17 protein-coding genes and 2 rRNA genes (1 of these 19 running past the window's edge) are annotated in these 23,632 nt (G+C 63.5%); 6 read left to right on the top strand and 13 right to left on the bottom strand.

The genetic code is table 11. From position 1 onward, the window contains the following. Positions 1 to 61 precede the first annotated feature (61 nt). Complete coding sequence (locus tag PSm6_RS05850; RefSeq protein ID WP_265169738.1) at positions 62 to 1,408, bottom strand: flavin monoamine oxidase family protein; 1,347 nt, start codon at positions 1,406 to 1,408, stop codon at positions 62 to 64. A gap of 159 nt (positions 1,409 to 1,567) precedes the next feature. Here PSm6_RS05850 and PSm6_RS05855 point away from each other — a divergent pair, with 159 nt between their 5' ends. Next, positions 1,568 to 1,909 carry a hypothetical protein gene (locus PSm6_RS05855; protein ID WP_265169739.1) on the top strand — a complete coding sequence of 114 codons (342 nt, stop codon included), beginning with the start codon at positions 1,568 to 1,570 and terminating at the stop codon, positions 1,907 to 1,909. Between the two features lie 32 nt (positions 1,910 to 1,941). On the opposite strand, the gene rimI is transcribed toward PSm6_RS05855, so the two are convergent. The 7 genes from rimI to PSm6_RS05890 all read right to left on the bottom strand — a co-directional run bounded on the left by rimI (position 1,942) and on the right by PSm6_RS05890 (position 9,904). Continuing rightward, a complete protein-coding gene (gene rimI / locus PSm6_RS05860) occupies positions 1,942 to 2,394 on the bottom strand; it encodes a ribosomal protein S18-alanine N-acetyltransferase (protein WP_021220402.1) in 453 nt (150 codons plus the stop codon). Continuing rightward, entirely contained in the window at positions 2,391 to 3,209 is an 819-nt protein-coding gene (locus PSm6_RS05865) for a hypothetical protein (RefSeq protein ID WP_043246315.1), read from the bottom strand. The genes rimI and PSm6_RS05865 overlap by 4 nt, the downstream gene beginning before the upstream one ends. Beyond that, a complete protein-coding gene (locus PSm6_RS05870; RefSeq protein ID WP_021220400.1) occupies positions 3,206 to 4,756 on the bottom strand; it encodes a 2-isopropylmalate synthase in 1,551 nt (516 codons plus the stop codon). Before PSm6_RS05870 ends, PSm6_RS05865 begins: the two co-directional genes overlap by 4 nt. A 157-nt stretch (positions 4,757 to 4,913) precedes the next feature. Continuing rightward, a complete protein-coding gene (locus PSm6_RS05875; protein WP_021220399.1) occupies positions 4,914 to 7,235 on the bottom strand; it encodes a DUF6160 family protein in 2,322 nt (773 codons plus the stop codon). A gap of 14 nt (positions 7,236 to 7,249) precedes the next feature. Then, positions 7,250 to 7,840 (bottom strand): DUF6160 family protein, encoded by a 591-nt coding sequence (locus PSm6_RS05880; protein WP_265169740.1) that lies wholly within the window; start codon positions 7,838 to 7,840, stop codon positions 7,250 to 7,252. After that, the gene (locus tag PSm6_RS05885; protein ID WP_265170504.1) at positions 7,830 to 8,849 is read right to left on the bottom strand and encodes a hypothetical protein; all 1,020 of its coding nucleotides are present in this window, start codon (positions 8,847 to 8,849) and stop codon (positions 7,830 to 7,832) included. The genes PSm6_RS05880 and PSm6_RS05885 overlap by 11 nt, the downstream gene beginning before the upstream one ends. Positions 8,850 to 8,860: 11 nt before the next feature. After that, on the bottom strand, positions 8,861 to 9,904 hold the full coding sequence (locus PSm6_RS05890; protein ID WP_021220396.1) for a DUF6160 family protein: 1,044 nt from the start codon (positions 9,902 to 9,904) through the stop codon (positions 8,861 to 8,863). Positions 9,905 to 10,211: 307 nt separating this feature from the next. Between PSm6_RS05890 and PSm6_RS05895 the strand changes: the two genes are divergently transcribed. The 5 genes from PSm6_RS05895 to mksF all read left to right on the top strand — a co-directional run bounded on the left by PSm6_RS05895 (position 10,212) and on the right by mksF (position 16,711). Continuing rightward, a complete protein-coding gene (locus PSm6_RS05895; RefSeq protein WP_021220395.1) occupies positions 10,212 to 10,880 on the top strand; it encodes a hypothetical protein in 669 nt (222 codons plus the stop codon). 265 nt (positions 10,881 to 11,145) lie between these two features. Next, positions 11,146 to 11,754 carry a hypothetical protein gene (locus PSm6_RS05900; protein WP_021220394.1) on the top strand — a complete coding sequence of 203 codons (609 nt, stop codon included), beginning with the start codon at positions 11,146 to 11,148 and terminating at the stop codon, positions 11,752 to 11,754. A 184-nt stretch (positions 11,755 to 11,938) separates the two neighbouring features. Next, a complete protein-coding gene (mksB, locus tag PSm6_RS05905) occupies positions 11,939 to 13,186 on the top strand; it encodes an Mks condensin complex protein MksB (RefSeq protein ID WP_021220393.1) in 1,248 nt (415 codons plus the stop codon). Continuing rightward, on the top strand, positions 13,176 to 13,880 hold the full coding sequence (gene mksE / locus PSm6_RS05910) for an Mks condensin complex protein MksE (RefSeq protein WP_031288083.1): 705 nt from the start codon (positions 13,176 to 13,178) through the stop codon (positions 13,878 to 13,880). The genes mksB and mksE overlap by 11 nt, the downstream gene beginning before the upstream one ends. Next, positions 13,877 to 16,711: an Mks condensin complex protein MksF gene (gene mksF, locus PSm6_RS05915; RefSeq protein ID WP_265169741.1), complete on the top strand. Its 2,835-nt coding sequence runs from the start codon at positions 13,877 to 13,879 to the stop codon at positions 16,709 to 16,711. Before mksE ends, mksF begins: the two co-directional genes overlap by 4 nt. A 59-nt stretch (positions 16,712 to 16,770) precedes the next feature. Here mksF and PSm6_RS05920 read toward each other — a convergent pair whose 3' ends face one another. The 5 genes from PSm6_RS05920 to PSm6_RS05940 form a co-directional block, all read right to left on the bottom strand. Continuing rightward, positions 16,771 to 19,062, bottom strand: coding sequence for a PqiB family protein (locus PSm6_RS05920; protein ID WP_265169742.1), 2,292 nt, complete (start codon positions 19,060 to 19,062; stop codon positions 16,771 to 16,773). Then, positions 19,055 to 19,678 (bottom strand): paraquat-inducible protein A, encoded by a 624-nt coding sequence (locus PSm6_RS05925; protein ID WP_021220389.1) that lies wholly within the window; start codon positions 19,676 to 19,678, stop codon positions 19,055 to 19,057. Before PSm6_RS05925 ends, PSm6_RS05920 begins: the two co-directional genes overlap by 8 nt. Further along, positions 19,665 to 20,327, bottom strand: coding sequence for a paraquat-inducible protein A (locus tag PSm6_RS05930; protein ID WP_031288080.1), 663 nt, complete (start codon positions 20,325 to 20,327; stop codon positions 19,665 to 19,667). Before PSm6_RS05930 ends, PSm6_RS05925 begins: the two co-directional genes overlap by 14 nt. A gap of 367 nt (positions 20,328 to 20,694) precedes the next feature. Beyond that, positions 20,695 to 20,810: ribosomal RNA gene (gene rrf / locus PSm6_RS05935) — 5S ribosomal RNA — on the bottom strand. A 131-nt stretch (positions 20,811 to 20,941) separates the two neighbouring features. Beyond that, a 23S ribosomal RNA gene (locus tag PSm6_RS05940) occupies positions 20,942 to 23,632 on the bottom strand; it runs 200 nt beyond the window's last position.

Here is a 23,632-nt window from a genome sequence, read left to right on the forward strand (position 1 = left end):
GGCGCACCTTACGGAGGGTGCCAGGCTTTGACAAGCGCCCGCCGCGCGCCGTCACAGCGGCTCAGCCCGCCGCCAGCACTTCCGCTACCGCACGCTCGGCCGCCTCCACGGCGCCGTCGAAATAGCCCATCCAGCGCGTGGCGGTTTCGGTACCGGCAAAGTGCAGGCGACCATGGGGCTCACGCAGGCGTGCCGCACCCGTGGTCCATAGCCCCGGCGGGAAACAGGCGGCGTAGCAGCCCCGGGCAAAAGGCTCATCGGCCCAGCACTTGTCCACATACTCCAGGGGCGCCAATGCCTCCTGGCCGAAGTAGCGAGCGAAGCACTCGAGCACCACGGCGCGACGCTCGTCCTCGCTGCGCATGGACCAGTGCCGCGCCTCGTCGCCCTCGATGAAGCCCAGCAACACACCACCTGCTGAGCCGGGCAGGCTGTTATCGAAGGTCAGCCGTACCGGCCCCACTTCGCTGGTGGCCTGGCCGGAGAGCCCGCGCTCGCGCCAGAAGGGCCGCTGGTAATGCGCCATGCATTTGATCGAGGCGCCCTGGGGCTGGCGTTGCAGCATCTGGTCTCGCCAGCCGGGCAGCAACGGCGCCTGGGTGATTCTCAACAGCTGGGTCGGCGGCACGGCGAGGATCACCCGCCCAGCCTGGTAGCGCCCGCTATCGGTGAGCAGCTCGACGCCCTGACCATCCTGGCGCAGCGCTCGCACCGGCTGACCGAGGCGCACCGCATCGCCCAGGCGCGCAGCCAGTTCCAGGCAGATACGTTGCGAGCCGCCCTGGATACGGTCCTGCTGGGCGCCGTTCTCGACGCCGAGGATGCAGTCGAAACCACTGCCGGCCTGCACGTAGAACAGCACATGAAGGAAGGACAGGTCGTGAGGGCTGGCGGCGAACACAGCGCCGCTCATCAGCTCGAACACCTTGCGCCCCTGGGCGGTCTTCAGGGTGCGGCGGATCCACTCGGCGAAGGTCATCGAGTCCCATTCTTCCGCACGCGGGTGGCGGGCCGGGTCATCCAGGGGGATCTGCCGTGACAGGCGCTCGAAGCGCATCTGCGCCTGCAGTACATCCAGCAGCACCAGCGGCGAGAAGCGCGGGATGGTGCCGCGATAGGGCTTCAGCCGGCCGCCGAAGAAGGTCAGGTTGTCGCCCTGGTTCCACAGCGGGAAGGTGGAGAGATTCAGTTCGCCCAGCAGCCCGAGGATGCGGTCCTGGGTCGGGCCCACCCACTGGCCACCCAGCTCCACCACATCGCCTGTGGATAACCCATGGTTGAGGGTGCGCCCGCCGACCCGCTCGTTGGCCTCCAGCACCTGCACGCGCTTGCCGGCACAGGCGAGGCGCCAGGCGGCGGTCAGCCCCGAGATACCTGCCCCGACCACGATCACGTCCGTTTGCTGCATGGCGCCCTCCTCGCCTGATGGTGGCAAAAGGGTACGCCGGTACCAGAAGTCGGAAAATGGCCGTAAATGCCAGACTGGCCGACGGATCGGGGCAAATGGGGGGAATCTTTCCGCGTGGAGACCGTCCACCCTCCATAGCCACAGCGTGGAGGCCACGCCATGAGCCATCCAGACCCGACCCGCAACAACCCCGCGACGGACGAGGAGCACGATCCCAAGGCCCCGGAGAAGTCGCTGACCGAAGCGCCTGCCGGCAGCGGCCCGGTGGAGGAGTTCCCGCCGCGTCAGTTGCGTGAGGCCGGCCTGACCCGGGGCGGCACATCGCACCCGCCGAAGGATTTCGACCTGTCGCCGGAAGAGCTGCTGGAGGATGAAACCGACACGCCGCTCAGCAACCCCAGCGGCACGCTGTCTCGGGATTTCGACCTTAGCGTTACCGGTGATGAGGAAGATGAGCTGCACGAGGAAGAGCAGCCCCGCTACGCCCGGCGTGCCCGCTAGCTTCTAGGGACGTTGTCGAGCGCAGGCATTTTTCAGTCCAGCAGGGTGCAGGCCATCACCAGGGCATCCTCGCGGCCACCCACCGCCGGGTAGTAGCCCCGGCGCCGGCCGATCTCGTTGAAGCCATAGCGCTCATAGAGCCGGTAGGCCGACTCGTTGCTGGCACGCACTTCGAGGAAGCATTCGCCGGCCTTGAGTTCCAGCGCGCGCTGCATCAGGTGCTCCAGCAGGCGCAAGCCCAGCCCGCGCCCCTGGCTTTCCGGCTTTACGGTGATGTTGAGCAGGTGCGCCTCATCGATGATCACGTTGATCACCCCGTGGCCGACCTGCTGGGTGCCTTCGAACATGATCCAGCAGTCGTAGGACTTCAGGCCGTCGGCAAAGATGCCGCGCGTCCAGGGATGGCTGAAGGCGGCGTATTCGATCTTGAGCACGGCATCGAGATCCGCCTCGGTCATCCGGCGGAAGGAAACGGCATCGGTCATTCAGCGGACTTCCAGCGTCGCGTCACCCGGCGCATGGCCTGCCACAGCTCGGCCTTGCGTTGGGGTTCATCCATCAGCAGCTCCAGGCCGGGCACGGCCCAGGCAGCGCCCAGGCCTTCGACCTGGAGTTCGCGGCAGTAGGCATCGGCGTCGGCTTCCCCGGCAAAGCGGATCGCCGGCAACCCCACCAGCCACAGGCAACTGCAACCGGCGCCCTCTTCCATGCGTGCAGCGACGAAGCCCTGGAGGAAATCACGGGCAGCGTCTGGCCCCTGGTCCATGTTGCCACGCACCAGCAGCGGCCAGCGCACCGGCTCACCGATCATCTGTGGCGCATCCGGCAGGCCGGCGGCACGCAGTAGGTCCTTGAGCAGCAGGTAGGCCGGGTCGCGGCTCTGGAAGCCTTCGCCGGTGGGCAGTTCGACCAGTAACAGGCAACTGCCGGCACGCAGCAATTGCAGGGAGAAACGCGGTGGCGCCACCGGAGCGGTTTTCACCGGCTCCGGGGTCGCTTCATTGGCGGGCTCCGCCGTCGGCTCGGGGTTCACCGCTACGCGCGGCGTGGTGCCGGGGCGCGGTACCTCGATCTTCGGTCTCGTGGGTGCCTGCACCGGTGCCTCGGCTGCGGCCGGATTGGCCTGGGTCGTGGCAGCGGCGGGAGTGGGCACCCGCGTCGGTTCGGGTTTCGGCGCGGCCTCGGGCTGCACCAGCAGCTCGGGGCGCGAAGGCGCAGCGAAGGGCAATACCGTGCGCGGCAGCCAGGTGGCGACCTGCATGGCATCGAGATAAGCGCGGCGACGGAGCTCTTGGATCAAACGTCAGCTACCTGTGGATGGGCTTTGCGTACGCCGGCCTGCATGAGGTTCAGCGCGTTGAGATAGGCCTTGGCGGAGGCGACAACTATATCGGTATCCGCACCGTTGCCGTTGACGATTCGTCCGGCTTTTTCCAGGCGTACCGTCACTTCACCCTGGGAATCGGTGCCCTGGGTGATGGCGTTGACCGAATACAGCTGCAGGTTGGCGGCCGAAGCAGCGAGGCTTTCGATGGCCTTGAAGGTGGCGTCCACCGGGCCGGAGCCTTCGGCGCTGGCGTCACGCTCGACACCGCCGATGCTCAGTACCAGCCGCGCGTGGGGCACCTCGCCGGTGCGCGAGACGACTTCCAGGTGGGCCAGGCGGAAGTGCTCCGGCGCTTCCTCGCCGAGGCTGTCGGAGACGATGGCTTGAAGGTCTTCGTCGAAGATTTCGTGCTTCTTGTCGGCCAGCACCTTGAAGCGGGCGAAGGCGGCGTTGAGTTCGGCCTCGCCGGGCAGCTGGATGCCCAGCTCCTCCAGGCGGGTACGGAACGCGTTGCGCCCGGAGAGCTTGCCTAGGGACAGCTTGTTGGTGTGCCAGCCCACGGACTGCGCGGACATGATCTCGTAGGTTTCGCGGTGCTTGAGCACCCCATCCTGATGGATGCCCGACTCGTGGGCGAAGGCGTTGGCGCCGACGATGGCCTTGTTCGGCTGCACCGGGAAGCCGGTGATGCCGGAGACCATGCGCGAGGTGGCGAGGATGTGCGGCGTGTCGATGCGGGTGTGCACGCCGAGGATGTCGGCGCGGGTCTTGATCGCCATGACGATCTCTTCCAGCGCGGCGTTGCCGGCGCGCTCGCCCAGGCCGTTGATGGTGCATTCCACCTGGCGTGCGCCCACCGCCACCGCCGCCAGGGAGTTGGCCACGGCCAGGCCCAAGTCGTTGTGGCAATGCACGGAGAACACCGCCTTGTCGGCATTGGGGACGCGCTGCAGCAGTTGGCGGATGGTCTCGGCGTACTGGTGCGGGATGGCGTAGCCGACGGTGTCGGGGATGTTGATGGTGCGGGCGCCGGCGTCGATGGCGGCCTCGATGATGCGGCAGAGGAAATCGATTTCCGAACGCCCGGCGTCCTCGCAGGAGAACTCGACGTCCGCGCACAGGTTGCGCGCGTGGCGCACGGCGCGCACGGCCTGCTCCACCACCTGGTCCGGCTGCATGCGCAGCTTGTACTGCATGTGGATGGGGCTGGTGGCGATGAAGGTGTGGATACGCCCGGAGTTGGCGCCCTTGAGGGCTTCGGCGGCGCGCTCGATGTCGGCCTCGACCGCACGGGCCAGGCTGCACACGGTGCTGTCCTTGATGCTGTCGGCGATGGCCTTGACCGCTTCGAAGTCCCCCGGGCTGGCGATGGCGAAGCCCGCCTCGATCACGTCGACGCGCAGCCGCTCCAGGGCCTTGGCGATGCGCAGTTTCTCTTCCCGGGTCATGGAGGCGCCGGGGCTCTGCTCGCCGTCGCGCAGGGTGGTGTCGAAAATGATGACGCGATCGTTATTGTTCATTGTGGTCACTCCTCATGTCCCCACCGGGGATGCGGCCGGGGCGCTGGCTAAAGACGCCGCGGCTTGTGGCCGCGACGACGGATGACGAATTGTGGCGCGAAACGCGCGAGGCGGGAAGGCACGGGCGGCGCACGGAAGGCGCCGCCGGGCGGGCGGCTCAGTTGATCGGCGTGGCGGTGAGGTTGGCGCGGATATCGGCGTTCTGCAGCTTCACCCCGTACATGGAGGTGACGGCGCCGCCGGTGGGGTGCACGTGCTGGATGCGGTCGATGTTCACTTCCTTGAAGTGGATGCGGCCGTTGACCGCGAAGCCCAGCGGGTCGGGGGTGACGGCGGTGCAGGTGCTGCCGTTCTTGGTGCAGACCTTGGTCGGCGCGACGTCGAGGTTGAGGTCGGCGTTGAAGCCGTAGGTGTTGGCGTTGGGGTCCTTGGGGTTGCCGTCGGAGGTGTAGAAGTTATCCACAACCAGCTGGCTGCCGCTGCCGTTCACGCCGTTGACGCGGTCGGTCTCGATGATCACCTGGTTGCGCTTCTCGTCGGTGGCCACGCCATTGACCGTGCTGTCGATGGTGGTGTCGCGCACGAATACGTTCTTCAGCTTGACCGAGACGCCTTCGTTGCCGCGGTCCTCCCAGCGGCCGCCGCTGGCGGAACAGGCACTGGCAGTGGAGCCGCTGCCGCCCACGCAGAGGGCGCCGGCACCGCCGGAGCTGAGCGCCAGGGTGGAGCCCTGTTCGTAGCGCTTGAGCACCAGGCGACCGAGGCTGGTGCCGGTGGCGCGGTCACCCCAGCGCAGGTCGGCGACATCGAGGTTGGACCAGTAGGTGCCCTTGCGCAGCTCGACGCCGTTGTTGCTGACGTCCACCGAGCCGTCGCGGAAGTGCATGTCGTAGCGGGTGCCGGAGAGCCACAGGCCCTTGCCGGTCTCGTCCACGGTGATGGCGGCGCGGGCGTCGGTGATGAAGAAATCGGCGTTGTAGCTGATGCCCGAGCCGCTGCTGCCACCCGGTTGCAGGGTGAGCTGGCCATTGAGGGTGAAGTCGTAGGCGGGGAAGATTTCCATCAGCACCAGCAACTCGGTGCCGCCCTGCAGCGGCGCGGTGGCGCTGCCCACGCGCAGGCCATCGAAGCTGTAGCTGCCCTTGACGTTGTTCAGGCCCAGGCGCAGGCCGTCGAAGTGGCCGTTGTAGCTGCCCTTGCTCATGTCGCTCTGGGTGCCGGCGTAGCACGAGGTGGAGGCGCCGGCCGCGCAGCTCTTGGTGATGTCCAGGGTGACCTGCCCGGTGCCGTTGGTGCGCAGCCCGCTGAACCACATGCTGTTGCCGTTATCGGTGAGCGAGACCGAGCTGTTGGCCATGTTCCAGCTGACATCGGCGGTGATGCCCTTGAGGCCCGAGTTGGGATCGCCGCCAGGGCGCAGCTTGAAGATGTTCTTCTTCGCGCCGTCGTCGACGAAGTTGAGGTCGATGCCCAGGCTGCCGAGTTTCTGGTTGGTGGGGTTGCCGATGATCAGCCCGCCCAGGGTGGCGTTGAGCTTGAGGTCGGCGAAGGCGACCTGGACGAAGCTGCCATTGCCATCCTGCACCAGATCGAGGGTCAGGCCGGCGAGGCTGCGCAGGGTGCCGGAGAAGTTCTCGGCACGCAGGATGCCTTCGTCCTGGTACTGGAACAGGCTGTTGACGATGTTCACGTCGGGCCGGATGCGCAGGCCCGAGCCGCTGGCGCCACCGCTGGAGATGCTGACGCTGCCGCCCAGGCGCAGGTCCATGTTGAGCTTGCCGAAGCTCTTGCTGGCATTGGGGTCGCGCAGGTCCGGCGCATCGGGTGTCACCGGCAATGCAGTGGGGTCGCCATGGGCCAGGTCGAGGCCGATGCCATTGATGGCGGCGACGAAGCGCGAGTTGCCCAGGTCGAGGCGTACTGCCTGGCCATCTCCGCCGCTGACGATGTCGATGTAGGCGTTGTTCAGGTAGGCGTCGAGGCTCATGCCTTTGACGATCAGGTCGAAGCCGTTGTCGCGGTAATAGAAGGTGACATCGGAGAGCGAGAGGCGGCTGTCGTCCACCGAGATGCCGGTCACGCCGCTGGCGCCGCCGCCCTTGATCTTCAGCGTCGCACCCAGGGTGTAGAAGGCGCGTAGGGAACCGAAGCTCTTGGTGCTGCCGCCCATTTCGATGTTGGTGACGCTGAGCGCCTGGGCGCTGCTGGCGTGCTCGATCTGCAGGCGCTGGTTGACCACATCCACCTTGGTGGTGGAGGTGATGCTGGAACCGCTGCGCGGCTGGTTGCTGACGCCACGCAGGTTGAGGCTCTGGCCGTCCTCGCTGTAGCTGATGTTGCTGGCCGACCAGCCGGCGCTGGTGGTTTCCAGACTGATGCCGTCCTGCCCGGTGACGTCGGACAGCGCCGTGTCATCCAGCGCCTGCATGGCCTGGGCCAGGGGGCTGAGGAGTACCGCGAACAACGCAACTGCACGCATCGCCCTGCTCCTTGTTATTTGGGGAAGACCAGCACGCTGCCCTGCATGCGGATGTCGCCGTCGATCTTCGCCGAGAAGATGTTGGTCTGCTGGAAGGTGGAGTCGCCGCCATTGGCGGTGGTGCCCACCTTGTTGCGCCAGCCGCCCTGGTTGGCGACGGCGAAGGCGAAGCTGCCGTCCTTGAAGCGCACGTTGTTGGGCAGGCCCAGCTCGATCACGTCCTGGTTGAAGCCGGCGGCACTGTCGTTGATCAGCCGGGTGCGCAGGGTCAGGCCTTCGAAGCTGAACACGCCCTTGAGATTGTCGAGCACGTACCAGCCGCCCGCTGCCTCGGTGCGGATGGCGATGCGCATGCCGCAACTTTCCGGGGTGCTGGAGCCCGCCGTGGCGCAGCTGCGCTCGCCGATGGTCCATTGCGTAGCGTTGTTGGTGGCCGGGGTGCTCCAGAGCACGCCGCCGCCCTTGTTGATACTGAACTCGCCGGAAAGGTAGACCCCGCCCTGCCCGCTCGTGGCGCTGAGGTCGGCATCCGCCATGGGCTTGAGCTCGGCCTGCGCGCAACCGGCGGCGAGCAGCAGGGCCAGCGAGAGGAATCTAGAGGTCATGGCTGGTCACCTTCAGGTAGTTGATGCTGAGGCCGCCGATCTCGTTGTAGCCGAAGTTGTAGCCGCCGGTGCTGAAGTTGCCGGTGCCCGCCTTGAGGTTGTTGATGATGATGCTGGTGCGCGGTGCGTTGGCGTAGAAGTCGTCCGCCAACGCCTGCTTCTGGGCGGCGGTGGTGCCCGAGGCCGTGGGGTTCTGCAGCTCCAGCACAAACTGGCCGTTGCTGCTGACGTCGAACAGCAACGGCTGGCTCTTGCCGTAACCCAGGGCGACGGTGGCGTAGGCGCCGCTCATGAAGAGGGTGCGGTCCCGTTGCTGCTCGGCGGTGGTGCAGTTGGTGCTGCCGGCCGCGCAGGACATCAGCTGGATGCCCTTGGCGAACAGGTTGATGCGCATCTCGCCGACCATCTGGCTCTTGGCCTTGTCGCCCCAGAGACGCAGGTAGGACCCGTCCATGGCCAGCTCGGAGATATCCAGGTTGAGTACGTCGGTGCGCCCGGCGGCGACCTGGAAGTCGAAGCGGATGCCCAGGTCGACCTTCTCCGTGGCGCGGCTGGAGCAGGTGTTGCCGCCGGTGGAGTAACCGCTGATGCAGGCCGAGCCCCCCGTGGTGAGGCGCTCGGGGAACATGAACTCCAGCACCGAGACGCCGTTTGGGGTGGTTTGCACCCACTGCCCGGCATCGTTGAGGGTGCGCAGGGTTTCGCCACGGGCCAGGTTGAGGGCGAAGGGGTGGTCCAGACGGCCGATGGTCACGGCATTGAGGTTGGCGCCGTTGTTGCTGCCGATGGCGCCGAGGTAGAACTCCTTCACCGCGATGGGCACGTTCTGCCCGCTGCCGTTATTGATGTCGTTGAGGGTGATGGTGGCGTTGCTGGCATCCAGCAGCACCTTGTCCAGCACGAAGCCGATGCCGGCGCCGTCGACGCTGGACAGCTCCTCGTCATCCAGCGCCCTGAGCTCGGCCTGGGCAACCGAAGCCGCCAGGGCCAGCAGGACTGCGATCGAAATCCGGCTCATGCTCAGCACCCCTTGGTGGCGGAGCCCAGGCAGGTGTCCTGCCGGGGAATACCGTTGAAGGCCTGTTCAAAGTCGATATTGATCGGGGAGACCAGGTTGCCGTTGGCGTCCCGGTACTTGGGCATGTTCATGAAGGCGCCCTTGAGAGCGGTCATGAAGGCGTTGCTGTCCATGTCACGCCAGGCCACATCCTGGGTCTGCAGGGAAATGAAGAAGCCCTTGGCGGCACCATCCATGCTGCCCATGTTGCTGGTGTTGCCCACCGGTAGGGACTGGAACTGGGTGAGGTTGTAGCAGGTGCTCAGGGAAAGGATGCCGCAGCCGTTGGACTTGAACAGGCTGAGCAGGCCATCAGAAAGCCCGCCCCACGCGCACCCACTGACGCAGGTCAGCGCGGTGCCATTGGTCAGCCCCGCCATGGTGCCGCGCACCGGGTCGGCATTGCCGCTTGAGTTCACCAGGGTCGCGTCCGCTTCCAACTTGGTGGTGTCCGAAATACCAGCGACCCCCAGCAAGAATCTGTCCCAGGCAGAAGCTGCATTGATAATCGGCTTCGCGGTACCAGAGATATGCACCGGAATGTTCCCGGTCAAGCTCTGGATATCCCCGGACAACACACCCTTAGCTTCGCCGAAGCCGATGCGCACGCCCACCACCTTGTTGCCGGAATAGGCCAGTTCGAGGAACGGGTTGGAAATGCGGAACGGGTTGACCGAGCCATCCGCATTGACGGTGCCCAGGGCGAAGTTGTTGATCAGGATGTCGGACGAGCCAGCGATCTCACCAGGCCGGGTGACGCTGTCGTTGTATTGGCCGAGTTGCAGCTTCTTCATGTTCAGCTGCGTATCAAGATCGACACCCAGGTTGATGCGGGTGTAGTTGATCCCGGCATTGGCGTCGGTGGTCAGGTTGATGAAGGCCTGGCCGGTGACGTTGGAAAGCTCCGCGTCATCGAGCGCCTCCATGCGGGCCTGGGCCGAGGCGGCCAGCAGGCTGGTAGCGAGCACGAGGAAAAGGCGTTTGGCGGGACTGCGGGTCAGGCGCATGGCGAGTTCCCTCTACTTCTTATAGTTATGGCCGAGCACTGGCGGCTCGATTACGTGATGCCACTATAGGGAAGCGCCCACCATAAGGGCCCGACCCATAGGCGGGAAAAAGGTGGGATTTTTGAAGTTCGCCCTCGGCTCGCCGCTGCGGTTGTTACCCAAATCCACACCTCGTACGCCACCCCTAGCTTCAGGTTGGTCGACACGCCGAGCAGGCGCGGCCTCCTGCCCGCCAGCCTTTGGATAGCTGGGCGTGAAGCGGGGCAACTGGTCCACTGCCGGCTCCATAAAACAAGGAGTCGTTGCAATGCTGAAGATCCAAGCCCTTGCTTGCGTAACCATCCTGATCGCAGGCCACGCCATTGCCAAAGACAACCCGAGCACCCTTCACCGGCAACTCGAGTTGATGAAAGGAACCTCTCAAGACGTCGCAGCCCCCAAGCAACAACCCAAGCTGTTCAGCCGCCAGGCCAGAACGGCAACTGGCCCGACCGGGACCCTTACCGTAGGTAAAATGATCACCTACGACATGTTCAACTACCTGCCCTACAACGACGAGCCTACGGACTACAGCACCACGAACGTGGTGTTCGCAGGGTACTCACCTGCCGGTCCGGCATTAGGCGCAGCAAGCAGCGAGCTGGGGATTCTCAAGGACTTGCTCCTCGCAAAAAATGCCAAGCCCTTCAGCAACCCATTCGACCCGGCGATCAACGAGATCTGCAACATCGCGGTGACGACCCAGTCGCCGATCCAAGGAATCATCATCGGCGGGGTCAGCATTCCGCTGTCTCTCGCATACACGTCAACCTCCAACGGAGGCTCGTATACGTACTACGCCATCGTGCCTACGGGCTATTCCCAAGCCGAAGCCGAGCAGTACCACTATCAGCAGAAAGCCTTCTGCACCACCTTCGATTCCTTCAATAGCACCTACCCCAACGGTTCCACCGTGTCGCTGACCCTGGTTCCCTGACTCGCCCAGGGCCATGAGCGGCGCAGCCTGACAGCAGGACGATCACGACAACGCGATGGGTGCACAGGGCGTGCGCGGGCTTGGCCACGTGTACCGGGCCTGAAATTTCCTGCATCCGTCCGACAAGTGACCATCCTCGTCAGATTGCGACCGCTCTAGAATGTCGAATGTGAGCTGGAGCACGCTCCAGCCCCATTCCAAGCCCTTGAATTGCCTGGCATGTTTTCTGCCTTGTTACAGATCAGATGCCGTATTGACCGAGTCCATGAACGCCAACTCCAAAGCCGATTCCGATTCACACTGGGACGAATTGCAGAACCAGAGCGACCTCGCCTGGGACCTGGATGCCATCACCGACCGCCAACAGGCGATCGATTTCCTGCTGCGCTTCGAAAACCGCCTGTGCGTCTATTCGGGCTATGTCGAGAAGCTCTACAGCAACTACAGCTTCGTGGTGCCGGAGGAGGAGCACGGCAGCATCACCATCCTCCCCGACGAGCAGGCCTGGCACGACACCTTCAACGAAATCCCGCCCGAGGCGGTGGAGCCCACCGGCATCCACATCCTGCCCGGCGAGACCATGGGTTATTCCGGCCTGTACCTGAAGATCCCCGGTGAGCACCGCCTGGCCGCCTCTCGCGAGCTGCCGTTCCAAGAAGGCCTGAAGCTGCTGATCCAGCGCTACCAGGCGAAGAACGACCACTTCCTGCCGGTGCTGGTGAAGGGCGACCTGCGCGAATACGAGGCACGCATGCCTTCGCTGCACCTGCACCGCATCAACACCGAGCGCCTGGGCCATACCTCGCAGCTCAACGTCAATGCCATCAAGGCCGCCATCGCCGATCACCTGATCGGGCTGTTCCGCCAGAGCTGATCCCTCCCCAACCCCGGGCTCCCAACGGATTCCCGTATTCGCGGGCATCACCTGGCCGGGCAACCGTTTCACCCGGCACGCCGCCATGCGAACCAGCCGTCCTTTGATCAGCTCGGGCTGAGTCGAGCCGGCGGTCATGCAGTACAATCGCGTCTTTTTCCTTAGGCAGGGACCGTCTCCCCCGATGATCGAACCCAAACGCGTTTTGCGCGCCCTCGCCGAACACTGGGCGCTGCTGGAGCCGCTGTGCGAGCGCTTCGATGCCGGCACCTTGAGCCTGGCCGAGCTGCGCTTGCAGCTCGGGGCCCAGTTGCCCCAGGGCACGCCCACGGACGTTACCGCGCTGCTCGACCAGTGGATCCGCCTGGACATCCTGGTGCCGGTGGCCAAGAGCCCCAACCGCTTCGAGCTGAACGCCCAGATCCACGACTTCCTCGCCTACCTGCGCCGTGAGCACCGCCTCGGCCTGTGCCTGGAGATCGAAGCCTATCTGCGCCACCTGGAGCGCCTGGCCGGCTACATCCAGGAAGCCTTCGAGATCCGCGACGGCAACGACCTGGCGCGCCAGCTGCGCCTGCTCGACATGCGCGTACGCGATGTATTGAAGAAGCTCGACAACGATGAACAGGCCCTGGTGGCCGTGGCCGAACGGGCCAAGACCAGCGACCGGCAGATCCCTCTGCGCCAGCGCTATGCCGAGGTCCTGGCGACCTGGGACGAGTACGTCGAGCCGATGATCCAGCTGGTGGCCGCCGATGGCGCCTTCGAGCAGGGCGTGCGCCGCGTCGAGCAGGTGCTGCTCAAGCTGCTCGGCGAACAGCAACGCCTCGGCCAACTGGTGGACGACGACCTGCTGCTGCGCACCCACGCGCGCATCCTGGAAATGCAGACCACCGCCCAGCTGACCCTGCGCAAGGCCCGCGAGCTGCTGCTGCCGCTGCGCGAGGAAGCGCGCCGGCACAACGCCGTGACCCGTGGTGCCGCCCTGGCGCTGTCGGTGATCCGCAAGAAGGGCCTGGATGCCGTGCCCCAGGCGGCACTGCCGCTGTTCACCCGGCCGCAGAGCACCTTCCTCGGCAGCGCCTCGCAGGTGGAGGCTTACGTCTACGCCTTGGCACGCTTCGAGCCGAAGCCGGCGCACTTCCCCAAGGCCTCCAGTGGCCGTCGTGGCGAAGCGCCGCGTGCACCGCGTACCGCCCGGGAAATGATCGACCGTTGCGAGCAGGCCCTGCCGCTGCCGGACCTCATGGCCTGGCTGCTGGAGCAGGAACCGGAAGGCGCCACCGACGAGCTGCTCTACTGGTTCTCCCGCCTCTCCCGCGAAAGCCGCTTCCAGCGTGACCGCCTGGAGCGCCGCGACTACCTCACCGCGGAGCATCAGGTCAGCCTGAGCTCCTTCGCCCTCATCAAGAGCGAAAAACATGCATCTTAATCTCACCGAAATGACTCAGCTCTCGGCCATCTTCCGCGAGCTGTTCAAGGGCTATCACCTCTCGCGCAGCGAGCCGGAATGCTACGCCCAGCTGTCCACCATGCAGGACCAGTACCGCGCCCTGTTCAAGGCCCTCGGCTTCGAGCTGGTGTGCGACCCCCGTGGCTTCTATTACTTCGTGCCCGAGCAGATGGGCGCCCAGGTGAACAAGACCGCCCAGCGCCTGGCGCTGTTCACCTTCATCCTGGTGGAACACCTGGCCGACCAGGGCCGTGACCCGCTTTCCGTGCTCGACGGCGGCAGCATCGGCCGTGACGAACTGCCCGCGCTGCTGGAGAAGTACCGCGACTTGTTCCTGCAGGCCGAGGTGACCACCCATGAAGAGCTGGAGGAGAAGGTCATCCGCCGCCTCACCCAGCTCGGCTTCGCCGAGGACAGCAACGGTATCTACCGCTTCCTGCCGCCCATGCACCGCTTCCTCGATGTGTGCCTGTCGGTGCAGCACGACCGCGACCTGGCCGCCAACCTGCACAGCAGCGACCTGGCCCTGCAAGCGCCGGTGCTGATGGACGATGAGGGCGAGGAGCCCATCATTTCGCTGGAGGTCGATGAGCCGGCCGCCGTTGAATCCGATGAAGATGCCCTGGCCCGCGCCATGGCCGAAGAGCGCGCCGCGCAGGAGATGGACGCATGAGCCAGGAACGCTATGGCATCCGCCGCTTCGCCCTGCTGAACACCGCCGGTTACAGCCTCGGCCTGTTCCCGCTGGAAACCCCGCTGTCGGTCTACGGCGCCAACAACCTGGGTAAATCCGCGTCGATCAACGCGCTGCAGTTCCCCATCCTGGCGCGCATGTCGGACATGAGCTTCGGCAAGTACAGCCTGGAGCAGTCGCGCAAGTTCTACTTCGCCACCGACACCAGCTACATCCTGGTCGAAGTTTCCCTGCCCCACGGCCCCCATGTGATCGGTGTTGCCGGTCGCGGCCCGGGCGGCGGCTTCGGCCACCAGTTCTTCGCCTACCAGGGCAGCCTGGACCTGGATCACTACCAGAAGAACGGCACCTGCCTGCGTCAGCGCGAGCTGTTCAACAACCTCGAGCGCGGGGGCATCAAGGCCTACGAGCTGAAGCCGGATGAACTGCGCCGCCTGCTGGTGGGCGGTCACACGTCCATTCCGCTGGACCTGACGCTGATCCCGCTGCGCTCCACCAGCGAGCAGAGCCTGAAGACCTTCCGTTCGCTGTTCATCAACCTGCTGCACATGCGCGAGATCACCGCGGCAAAGCTCAAGCAGCTGTTCCTCGATGCCTTCGAGCACAGCCTGCGTTCAGGCAGCGTCGACTACATCGCCGCCACCGAGGAAGCCTTCCGCGACGTGCGTCGCATGGAACAGGACTACCAGGCCCTGGTGGCCGCCGGCCCGCTGGTGGAGGCGCTGGCCAACGGCGTGACCCAGCGCGAGACCCTGCGCGGCAAGCTGCACCGCCTTTCGCCCCTGCTGGATAACCTGCTGGGCACCTGGCACGACTACTCCGGCGCTCGCCGCGAAGAGCTGGTGATCCAGGCCGAGCACTACCGCAACGAGCAGGACGGCCTGCAGCACGAGCAACGCGGCGGCACCCAGGAGCTGATGCGTCTGGAGCGGGAAATCAGCGAGATCCAGCGCTGGCTGGGCGAGCTGGCGGTGCTGAAGAACCGCTTCGCCCTGGTCAACGACATCAAGGTGCTGGAGCAGCAATTGCTGGCCGCCAAGGACGCCCACGACGAACTGGCCGGCGCCCTGGCGCAATCCCGCCAGTTCTCCTCGGAGGATCTGGAAGAGCGTCTGCGCGACCTGGAGAAACGCCTGAAGTCGGTGAAGCAGCAGCTCGATCACGCCGACAACAACAGCTATTCGCGCCTGCGCGAAGAGTTCTCCCAGGCCGACGTCGACCGCCTGATGCGCCTGTTCAACGGCCAGTTGTTCAGCCTGCCCCTGGGCGAGAAAGGCATTCAGCTGGATAAAGAAGACGCCTGGGTGAAATCCCTGGAAGCCATTCTCGACCGCTTCAAGGGCGAGCACTTTCAGGTTCCCGGCCTGGATATCGACCTGTCCAGCATCGAACCGCCAGCCCTGCAGGCCCTGGCCGACCGCGCCGCCCTGCGCGACCAGAAGGACCGCCTGGAGCGCGAGCTGAAACAGCTCAAGACCCAGCAGTCGGTCGCCTCCGACCGCGCCGCGAGCAAGGCCCAGGCCGAGCAGCTTTACCAGGCCGTGCTGGATGCCCAGAAGGCCCTGGAAGACTTCCGCAAGGCCCAGACGCTGTCTGCCGAGGAAGCCGGCAAGATGGAGCTGCTGGCCCAGCGTGAAGCCGCGCAGGATGACCTCAAGCGCTCCAGCGATGCCTTTACCGAACGCGTTCAGCAGCTCTCCGCCAAGCTGCAGCTGGTGGGCCGCCAATTGGCTGACCTGGAGGCCAAGGAGCGCACCCTGGAAGACGCGCTGCGCCGTCGCCAGCTGCTGCCGGCCGACCTGCCCTTCGGCACCCCCTTCACCGACCCGGTGGACGACAGCATCGACAACCTGCTGCCGCTGCTCAACGACTACCAGGACACCTGGCAGGCGCTGCAGCGCATCGACGGCCAGATCGAGGCGCTCTACGCCCAGGTACGCCTGAAGGGCGTGGCCAAGTTCGACAGCGAGGACGACACCGAGCGCCGCCTGCAGCTTTTGATCAACGCCTACGCCCACCGTCAGGACGAAGCCCTGACCCTGGCCAAGGCGCGCCGTGCGGCGGTCACCGACATCGCCCGTACCTTGCGCAACATCCGCAGCGACTACGACAACCTGGAACACCAACTGGCGCTGTTCAACCGCGAGATCAACAAGCGCCAGGTGTCGAACCTGCAGAGCTTCCGCATCGTGCTGGCGCCGAACAAGGATGCGCTGCGCCATATCGACCAGATCATCCACAGCGCCGGCCAGTACGAGGAAGGCGAGACCCTGTCGGTGTTCGACCTGTCGCAATCCTCCGAGCAGGACGCGAAGAACGAGGAAGCCAAGGAATACCTGGCGCGCCTGGTGGCTGCCAATGGCAACCAGCTGGGCCTGAAGGACCTGTTCGAGCTGGCCTTCGAGATCACCAAGGTGCATGGCCAGCCGATCATCCACACGGACATCGATGGCGCCGCCTCCAACGGCACCACCATGACCATCAAGGCGCTGACCAACATGTACCTGCTGCTGCACCTGATGGACCGCGAGCAGGCCGGCCGCATCCGCCTCCCCTACTACCTGGACGAGGCAGCGGACATCGACGAGCGCAACCAGCAGGCGCTGATCGAGACCAGTGCCCAGTTGGGCTTCACGCCCATCCTGGCCTCGGTTAAGCCGCAGGTTTCGGCCGACGTGGCCATCGACCTGGAAGGGGGCAGCGGCCCCAATGGCATCTATATCGACGAGGCGGACTGGAAGTTCATCAAGCGCCGCGAGCAGGCCAGCCAGCAAACCCCGGCTGCCAGCGAGGAAGCCGAGCCGGCGTGAGTTGAAGCCGCAGTAACGAAAAAGGGCCGCAGATGCGGCCCTTTTTCATGCTGGGTGGATCACTTTTCGATGGATATCTTCGGTGCCCACTTCAGCCATTCTTCGTTGAGTTCGTCATGCAGGGCGAAGGTCTGCCCGGGGATGGCCGGCGCGCCCATCTGGGCGTTGTCCGGCGTGGCGAAGGCAATGCCCCCCTCGATCAGCGCCTCCAGGGATTCGGTGCGTACCTTCACGCCCTTGAACAGACCGGCATCGATACCCACGCCGCTGGCATTCCAGAAGCGCGTGCCGCTGCGTACCAGGGAGGCATAGCGCGGCTCAATGAGCACGTGGATGAGCACGCGATCAGCGGTCTTGCCCAGCTCGAAACGCACCACCTTGCCCACCGGGACCTCGCGGTAGCTGACCACCACGCCGGGCTTGATGGAGCCACGACGTGCGGTGCTGAGGACGATGCGCAGGCCTTCTTCGCGGGCAATGGCCGACGGCGGTTCGGCGAGTACGGTGAACTTGGTCTGCATCGGGCCCTTGGCCGAGGCGGGCTGCACTTCCAGGTACTGGCCGCTGACCAGGGTGTCGAGGTTGGCGGTACGCACCAGGCCGAGCTCGGGTTTGACCACCCAGAACTGCGTGCCGGTGCGAGCGATGCGATCGGCGGCCTCGGTGATACGTGCTGTGACCACGACGCCCCCCAGGTCATCGGCCAGGGTGATGCGCTCGACGCTGCCGACATCCAGGCCCTTGAAGCGCACGGGCGTGCCTTCGCGCAGGCCATCGGCCTGGGTCATGCGGACTTCGACCACCGTGCCTTTGCCGAGGGCGAGGTTCTCGTTGTCATAGAGGGTGAAGCGACGCGGCTTGGTCACCGGCGTAGCCTTGGAATCCGGCGTACTGAAGGAGATGCCGCCGGCCAGGAGGGTCTGCAGCGACTCGCTCTTCACCTCGACACCGGACAGGCCGCCCTTGATGCTGACGCCGCTGACGTTCCAGAAACGGGTGGATTCGTTCACCAGCTTGGCGAATTCCGGCTCGATGTGGACGCCAACCACGACGCGTTGCTGGTCACGGGAGAGCTGGTAGCTCTGCACGCTGCCGACGCGCATCTGCTTGTAGAGGATCGGGCTGCCGACATCGAGGGAGCCGAGCTTGTCGCTGGTGAGCACCAGGTGCAGGCCGGGGGCATCGGTGTTCAGCGGCGGGGCCTTGGGGCGGGCGGTGAACTCGCGGGTAGGCGTACCGCTCTTGGCGAAGCGCACGGCGATGTAGTTGCCCTTGACCAGGGCCTCGATACCGCTGATGCCGGCGAGGGAGATGGAGGGCTTGACCGTCCAGAACTCGGTGCCTTCGACCAGGAACTCCTCGGTGCGCGGCTCCATGGTCAGCTCGGCGGTGGCGCCGGCGAAGTTCTTGTCCATGTCGAGCTTCTTCAGGGTGCCGACCTGGACGCCGTTGTACATGACCGGGGTGTTGCCGGGGTTGAGGCCGCTGACGTCTTCCATGCGCAGCATGACCTTGAGGCCGGCTTCGGCGGCTTCGAAACCGTCGTAGAGGCGGAAGGGGATGGTGGAATCCGTGGGCGGGCTGTCCTGGCGGTTCTCGGGCGTGGCGAAGGCGATGCCGCCGGCGGCCATGCTGAGCAGCGACTCGGTGCGGATCTTCACCCCGGACAGGCCGGCGGTGACGTTGAGGCCGCTGGCGTTCCAGAAACGCGTGTGCTTGCGCACGAGCTGGGCGTAGGGTTGCTCGATGTGCACCTTGATCTCGACCGTGCGCTGGTCTTCGGCCAGCTCGTAGCTCTTCACCTGGCCGACCTGGATCTGCCGGTAGTAGACGGGGCTGCCCTGCTCCAGGGAGCCGAGGCGCTCGGCCTTGAGGGTGAGGTGCAGGCCGGGCAGGTTGTCGGAGAGCGGCGGCGGCTCGGACAGCGCATGGTATTTGCGCTCGGGCTCGCCCTTCACCGGGTCGATGGCGATGTAGATGCCGGAGACCAGGGTTTCCAGGCCGGTGACACCGGCGAGGGACACGCGCGGGCGTACCAGCCAGAAACGGGTTTCCTTGCTCAGGTAGGGCTCGGCTTCCTTGAGCACTTCGACCGTGGCGACGACGCCATTGATGTCTTCGCTGACGTGCAGGTCGGTGACCTTGCCGACCTGGATGCCCTTGTACATGAGCTGGGTCTTGCCGACCTGGATGCCTTCGCCGTTCTCGAAGTAGATCTTGATGTCGATACCGGCATCGTTCATCGACTTCCAGCCCAGCCAGAGGCCGATGCCGAGGGCGATCAGGGGCAGGACCCAGATGGCCGACCAGTTGGTGGTTTTCTTCGTCTTGGGCTTTGGCAGGTCAGCCATTCTCGTCGTCCATATCGGTGTTGTCCCAGATCAGTCGGGGATCGAAGGTTACTGCTGCGGTCATGGTCAGGACCACGACGCTGGCAAAGGCGGCCGCACCGGGATTGGCTTCGATGCTGGCCAGGTTGCCGAAGTTCACCAGCGCCACGAGGATGGCGATGACGAATATATCCAGCATGGACCAGCGACCGATCCATTCGATGAAGCGGTACATCAGGATGCGTTGCCTGGCCGACATGGGCTGGTGCCTCTGCACGGAGTAAAGCAGCAGGGCGATGCCGACGAGCTTGAAGGTGGGCACCAGGATGCTGGCGGTGAAGACCACCAGGGCGATGGGCAGCATGTCGGCGTGGATCAGTTCGATGACGCCTTCCATGATGGTGGAGGGCGAACCGTTGCCGAAGAAGTTCACCGTCATGATCGGCAGCACGTTGGCCGGGATGTAGAGGATGGTGGCGGTGAGCAGCAGCGCCCAGGTGCGGATCAGGCTGTTGGGTCGACGCTCATGGAGGCGCGAGCCGCAGCGGGTGCAGGTGGGGGCCTCGTCGTCCTGGCCCGGGCGATTCAGTTGGTGGCAGTCACCGCAGACGAGGATGCCGGCATCAAGCGCTCTCATTGGCGTGACCTCCGGCGTCGAGGGAGTCCCAGACCTGATGCGGAGACATGGTGACTTCCAGCCAGACCTGCGACAGCAGCAGGCCGATGAAGCAGGCGAGGCCGACGCCCAGGTGCAGGTCGGCCATATCGATGAGTTTGACGATGCTGACCAGGATGCCCATCAGGTAGACCTCGAGCATCCCCCACTCACGCATATGGTGATAAAGACGATAGAGCTGCAGGCCAAGCCCCTGCATGACCTGCCAGCGGATGCACAGCAGCACCGCGAGCTGGCAGAGCAGCTTCAGCAGCGGGATGACCATGCTGCAGAGGAAGACCAGGACGGCTACGCCATCCATACCGCTGTGGTAGAGGCCGAGCACGCCGCTCCAGATGGTGTCCTGGGTTGTCTGGCCGAGCAGGTTGAGCTTCATGATCGGCAAGAAGTTCGCCGGGACGTAGAGCATCAATGCGGTCAGCACCAAGGCCAGGGCGCGGCGCTCCATATGGGCACGGTGAACGATGAGTTCATAGCCACAGCGCGGGCAGCAGGCCTTGTGTTCTTCTTCGACGTGCTGACGATGCATCAGCAAGTCGCACTCCGGGCAGGCGACCAACTCCTCAAGAGGGCGTTCGGACAACGGGCGGAGATCGGCCGAGTCAGGCATACAGGGGGCTCATATGAATTCGCGCCTATTCTAGACGAGCGCAGCGGCAATGGGTCTGCCTGACTGTGACCCGATTTGCCATTAACAGGTTCGAAACGGGTGGGGAATGGCAGCGGACCGGCATATCGGTAGCCCGGATGTAGCCTGGACGTAGCCCGGACTTCAGTCCGGGGCTTTTCCAGGGTTAGCCAGGAAAGGAGGAGTCACATGAGGGTCGTGGGATTAGCAGCCCTTCGGCCTGCTTGGCGACTGAAGTCGCCCCTACAAGTCGCCCCTACTGCCACGGCCACAAGCCGCTCGCCAACTTTTCTGCCGCGCAAAGTCAAACCCCCGACCTTCTGTCGAAGATCGGGGGTTTGGTATAGGTGCTTGACGATGACCTACTCTCACATGGAGAAACTCCACACTACCATCGGCGATGCATCGTTTCACTACTGAGTTCGGGATGGGATCAGGTGGTTCCAACGCTCTATGGTCGTCAAGCAATTCGGTTGGGGTATCGTCCAGGACGCGACCCCGAATGGGTATGTGATAAGGCTTTGCAAGTTCTGGCCAATTTTCGGCTAAGTCGACTTCACCTTATAACAACAATCGTCAGATTGTTTGGGTGTTATATGGTCAAGCCTCACGGGCAATTAGTATTGGTTAGCTCAACGCCTCACAGCGCTTACACACCCAACCTATCAACGTCGTAGTCTTCGACGGCCCTTCAGGGAGCTCAAGGCTCCAGTGAGATCTCATCTTGAGGCGAGTTTCCCGCTTAGATGCTTTCAGCGGTTATCTCTTCCGAACGTAGCTACCCGGCAATGCCACTGGCGTGACAACCGGAACACCAGAGGTTCGTCCACTCCGGTCCTCTCGTACTAGGAGCAGCCCCTCTCAAATCTCAAACGTCCACGGCAGATAGGGACCGAACTGTCTCACGACGTTCTAAACCCAGCTCGCGTACCACTTTAAATGGCGAACAGCCATACCCTTGGGACCGGCTTCAGCCCCAGGATGTGATGAGCCGACATCGAGGTGCCAAACACCGCCGTCGATATGAACTCTTGGGCGGTATCAGCCTGTTATCCCCGGAGTACCTTTTATCCGTTGAGCGATGGCCCTTCCATACAGAACCACCGGATCACTAAGACCTACTTTCGTACCTGCTCGACGTGTCTGTCTCGCAGTCAAGCGCGCTTTTGCCTTTATACTCTACGACCGATTTCCGACCGGTCTGAGCGCACCTTCGTACTCCTCCGTTACTCTTTAGGAGGAGACCGCCCCAGTCAAACTGCCCACCATACACTGTCCTCGATCCGGATAACGGACCAGAGTTAGAACCTCAAGCATGCCAGGGTGGTATTTCAAGGATGGCTCCACGCAGACTGGCGTCCACGCTTCAAAGCCTCCCACCTATCCTACACAAGCAGGCTCAAAGTCCAGTGCAAAGCTACAGTAAAGGTTCACGGGGTCTTTCCGTCTAGCCGCGGATACACTGCATCTTCACAGCGATTTCAATTTCACTGAGTCTCGGGTGGAGACAGCGCCGCCATCGTTACGCCATTCGTGCAGGTCGGAACTTACCCGACAAGGAATTTCGCTACCTTAGGACCGTTATAGTTACGGCCGCCGTTTACCGGGGCTTCGATCAAGAGCTTCGCTTGCGCTAACCCCATCAATTAACCTTCCGGCACCGGGCAGGCGTCACACCCTATACGTCCACTTTCGTGTTTGCAGAGTGCTGTGTTTTTAATAAACAGTCGCAGCGGCCTGGTATCTTCGACCGGCATGGGCTTACGGAGCAAGTCCTTCACCCTCACCGGCGCACCTTCTCCCGAAGTTACGGTGCCATTTTGCCTAGTTCCTTCACCCGAGTTCTCTCAAGCGCCTTGGTATTCTCTACCCAACCACCTGTGTCGGTTTGGGGTACGGTTCCTAGTTACCTGAAGCTTAGAAGCTTTTCCTGGAAGCATGGCATCAACCACTTCATCGTCTAAAAGACGACTCGTCATCAGTTCTCGGCATTAAGCGCCCGGATTTACCTAAGCACTCTGCCTACCACCTTAAACTTGGACAACCAACGCCAAGCTGGCCTAGCCTTCTCCGTCCCTCCATCGCAGTAACTAGAAGTACAGGAATATTAACCTGTTTCCCATCGACTACGCTCTTCAGCCTCGCCTTAGGGACCGACTAACCCTGCGTCGATTAACGTTGCGCAGGAACCCTTGGTCTTTCGGCGTGCGAGTTTTTCACTCGCATTGTCGTTACTCATGTCAGCATTCGCACTTCTGATACCTCCAGCAAGCTTCTCAACTCACCTTCACAGGCTTACAGAACGCTCCTCTACCGCATCACTTACGTGATACCCGTAGCTTCGGTGTATGGTTTGAGCCCCGTTACATCTTCCGCGCAGGCCGACTCGACTAGTGAGCTATTACGCTTTCTTTAAAGGGTGGCTGCTTCTAAGCCAACCTCCTAGCTGTCTAAGCCTTCCCACATCGTTTCCCACTTAACCATAACTTTGGGACCTTAGCTGACGGTCTGGGTTGTTTCCCTTTTCACGACGGACGTTAGCACCCGCCGTGTGTCTCCCATGCTCGGCACTTGTAGGTATTCGGAGTTTGCATCGGTTTGGTAAGTCGGGATGACCCCTAGCCGAAACAGTGCTCTACCCCCTACAGTGATACATGAGGCGCTACCTAAATAGCTTTCGAGGAGAACCAGCTATCTCCGAGCTTGATTAGCCTTTCACTCCGATCCACAGGTCATCCGCTAACTTTTCAACGGTAGTCGGTTCGGTCCTCCAGTCAGTGTTACCTAACCTTCAACCTGCCCATGGATAGATCGCCCGGTTTCGGGTCTATTCCCAGCGACTAGACGCCCTATTAAGACTCGCTTTCGCTACGCCTCCCCTATTCGGTTAAGCTCGCCACTGAAAATAAGTCGCTGACCCATTATACAAAAGGTACGCAGTCACCCAACAAAGTGGGCTCCCACTGCTTGTACGCATACGGTTTCAGGTTCTATTTCACTCCCCTCTCCGGGGTTCTTTTCGCCTTTCCCTCACGGTACTGGTTCACTATCGGTCAGTCAGTAGTATTTAGCCTTGGAGGATGGTCCCCCCATATTCAGACAAGGTTTCTCGTGCCCCGTCCTACTCGATTTCATGACTAAGAGATTTTCGCGTACAGGGCTATCACCCACTATGGCCGCACTTTCCAGAGCGTTCCGCTAATCTCAAAGCCACTTAAGGGCTAGTCCCCGTTCGCTCGCCACTACTAAGGGAATCTCGGTTGATTTCTTTTCCTCAGGGTACTTAG

Source organism: Pseudomonas solani (genome assembly GCF_026072635.1).
GTDB classification, from domain to species: Bacteria; Pseudomonadota; Gammaproteobacteria; order Pseudomonadales; family Pseudomonadaceae; genus Metapseudomonas; species Metapseudomonas solani.

Coding starts and splice junctions, on each gene's coding strand:
- PSm6_RS05850 (WP_265169738.1), bottom strand. CDS start 1,408: ATGCAGCAAACGGACGTGATCGTGGTCGGGGCAGGTATCTCGGGGCTG.
- PSm6_RS05855 (WP_265169739.1), top strand. CDS start 1,568: ATGAGCCATCCAGACCCGACCCGCAACAACCCCGCGACGGACGAGGAG.
- rimI (WP_021220402.1), bottom strand. CDS start 2,394: ATGACCGATGCCGTTTCCTTCCGCCGGATGACCGAGGCGGATCTCGAT.
- PSm6_RS05870 (WP_021220400.1), bottom strand. CDS start 4,756: ATGAACAATAACGATCGCGTCATCATTTTCGACACCACCCTGCGCGAC.
- PSm6_RS05875 (WP_021220399.1), bottom strand. CDS start 7,235: ATGCGTGCAGTTGCGTTGTTCGCGGTACTCCTCAGCCCCCTGGCCCAG.
- PSm6_RS05880 (WP_265169740.1), bottom strand. CDS start 7,840: ATGACCTCTAGATTCCTCTCGCTGGCCCTGCTGCTCGCCGCCGGTTGC.
- PSm6_RS05890 (WP_021220396.1), bottom strand. CDS start 9,904: ATGCGCCTGACCCGCAGTCCCGCCAAACGCCTTTTCCTCGTGCTCGCT.
- PSm6_RS05895 (WP_021220395.1), top strand. CDS start 10,212: ATGCTGAAGATCCAAGCCCTTGCTTGCGTAACCATCCTGATCGCAGGC.
- PSm6_RS05900 (WP_021220394.1), top strand. CDS start 11,146: ATGAACGCCAACTCCAAAGCCGATTCCGATTCACACTGGGACGAATTG.
- mksB (WP_021220393.1), top strand. CDS start 11,939: ATGATCGAACCCAAACGCGTTTTGCGCGCCCTCGCCGAACACTGGGCG.
- mksE (WP_031288083.1), top strand. CDS start 13,176: ATGCATCTTAATCTCACCGAAATGACTCAGCTCTCGGCCATCTTCCGC.
- mksF (WP_265169741.1), top strand. CDS start 13,877: ATGAGCCAGGAACGCTATGGCATCCGCCGCTTCGCCCTGCTGAACACC.
- PSm6_RS05920 (WP_265169742.1), bottom strand. CDS start 19,062: ATGGCTGACCTGCCAAAGCCCAAGACGAAGAAAACCACCAACTGGTCG.
- PSm6_RS05925 (WP_021220389.1), bottom strand. CDS start 19,678: ATGAGAGCGCTTGATGCCGGCATCCTCGTCTGCGGTGACTGCCACCAA.
- PSm6_RS05930 (WP_031288080.1), bottom strand. CDS start 20,327: ATGCCTGACTCGGCCGATCTCCGCCCGTTGTCCGAACGCCCTCTTGAG.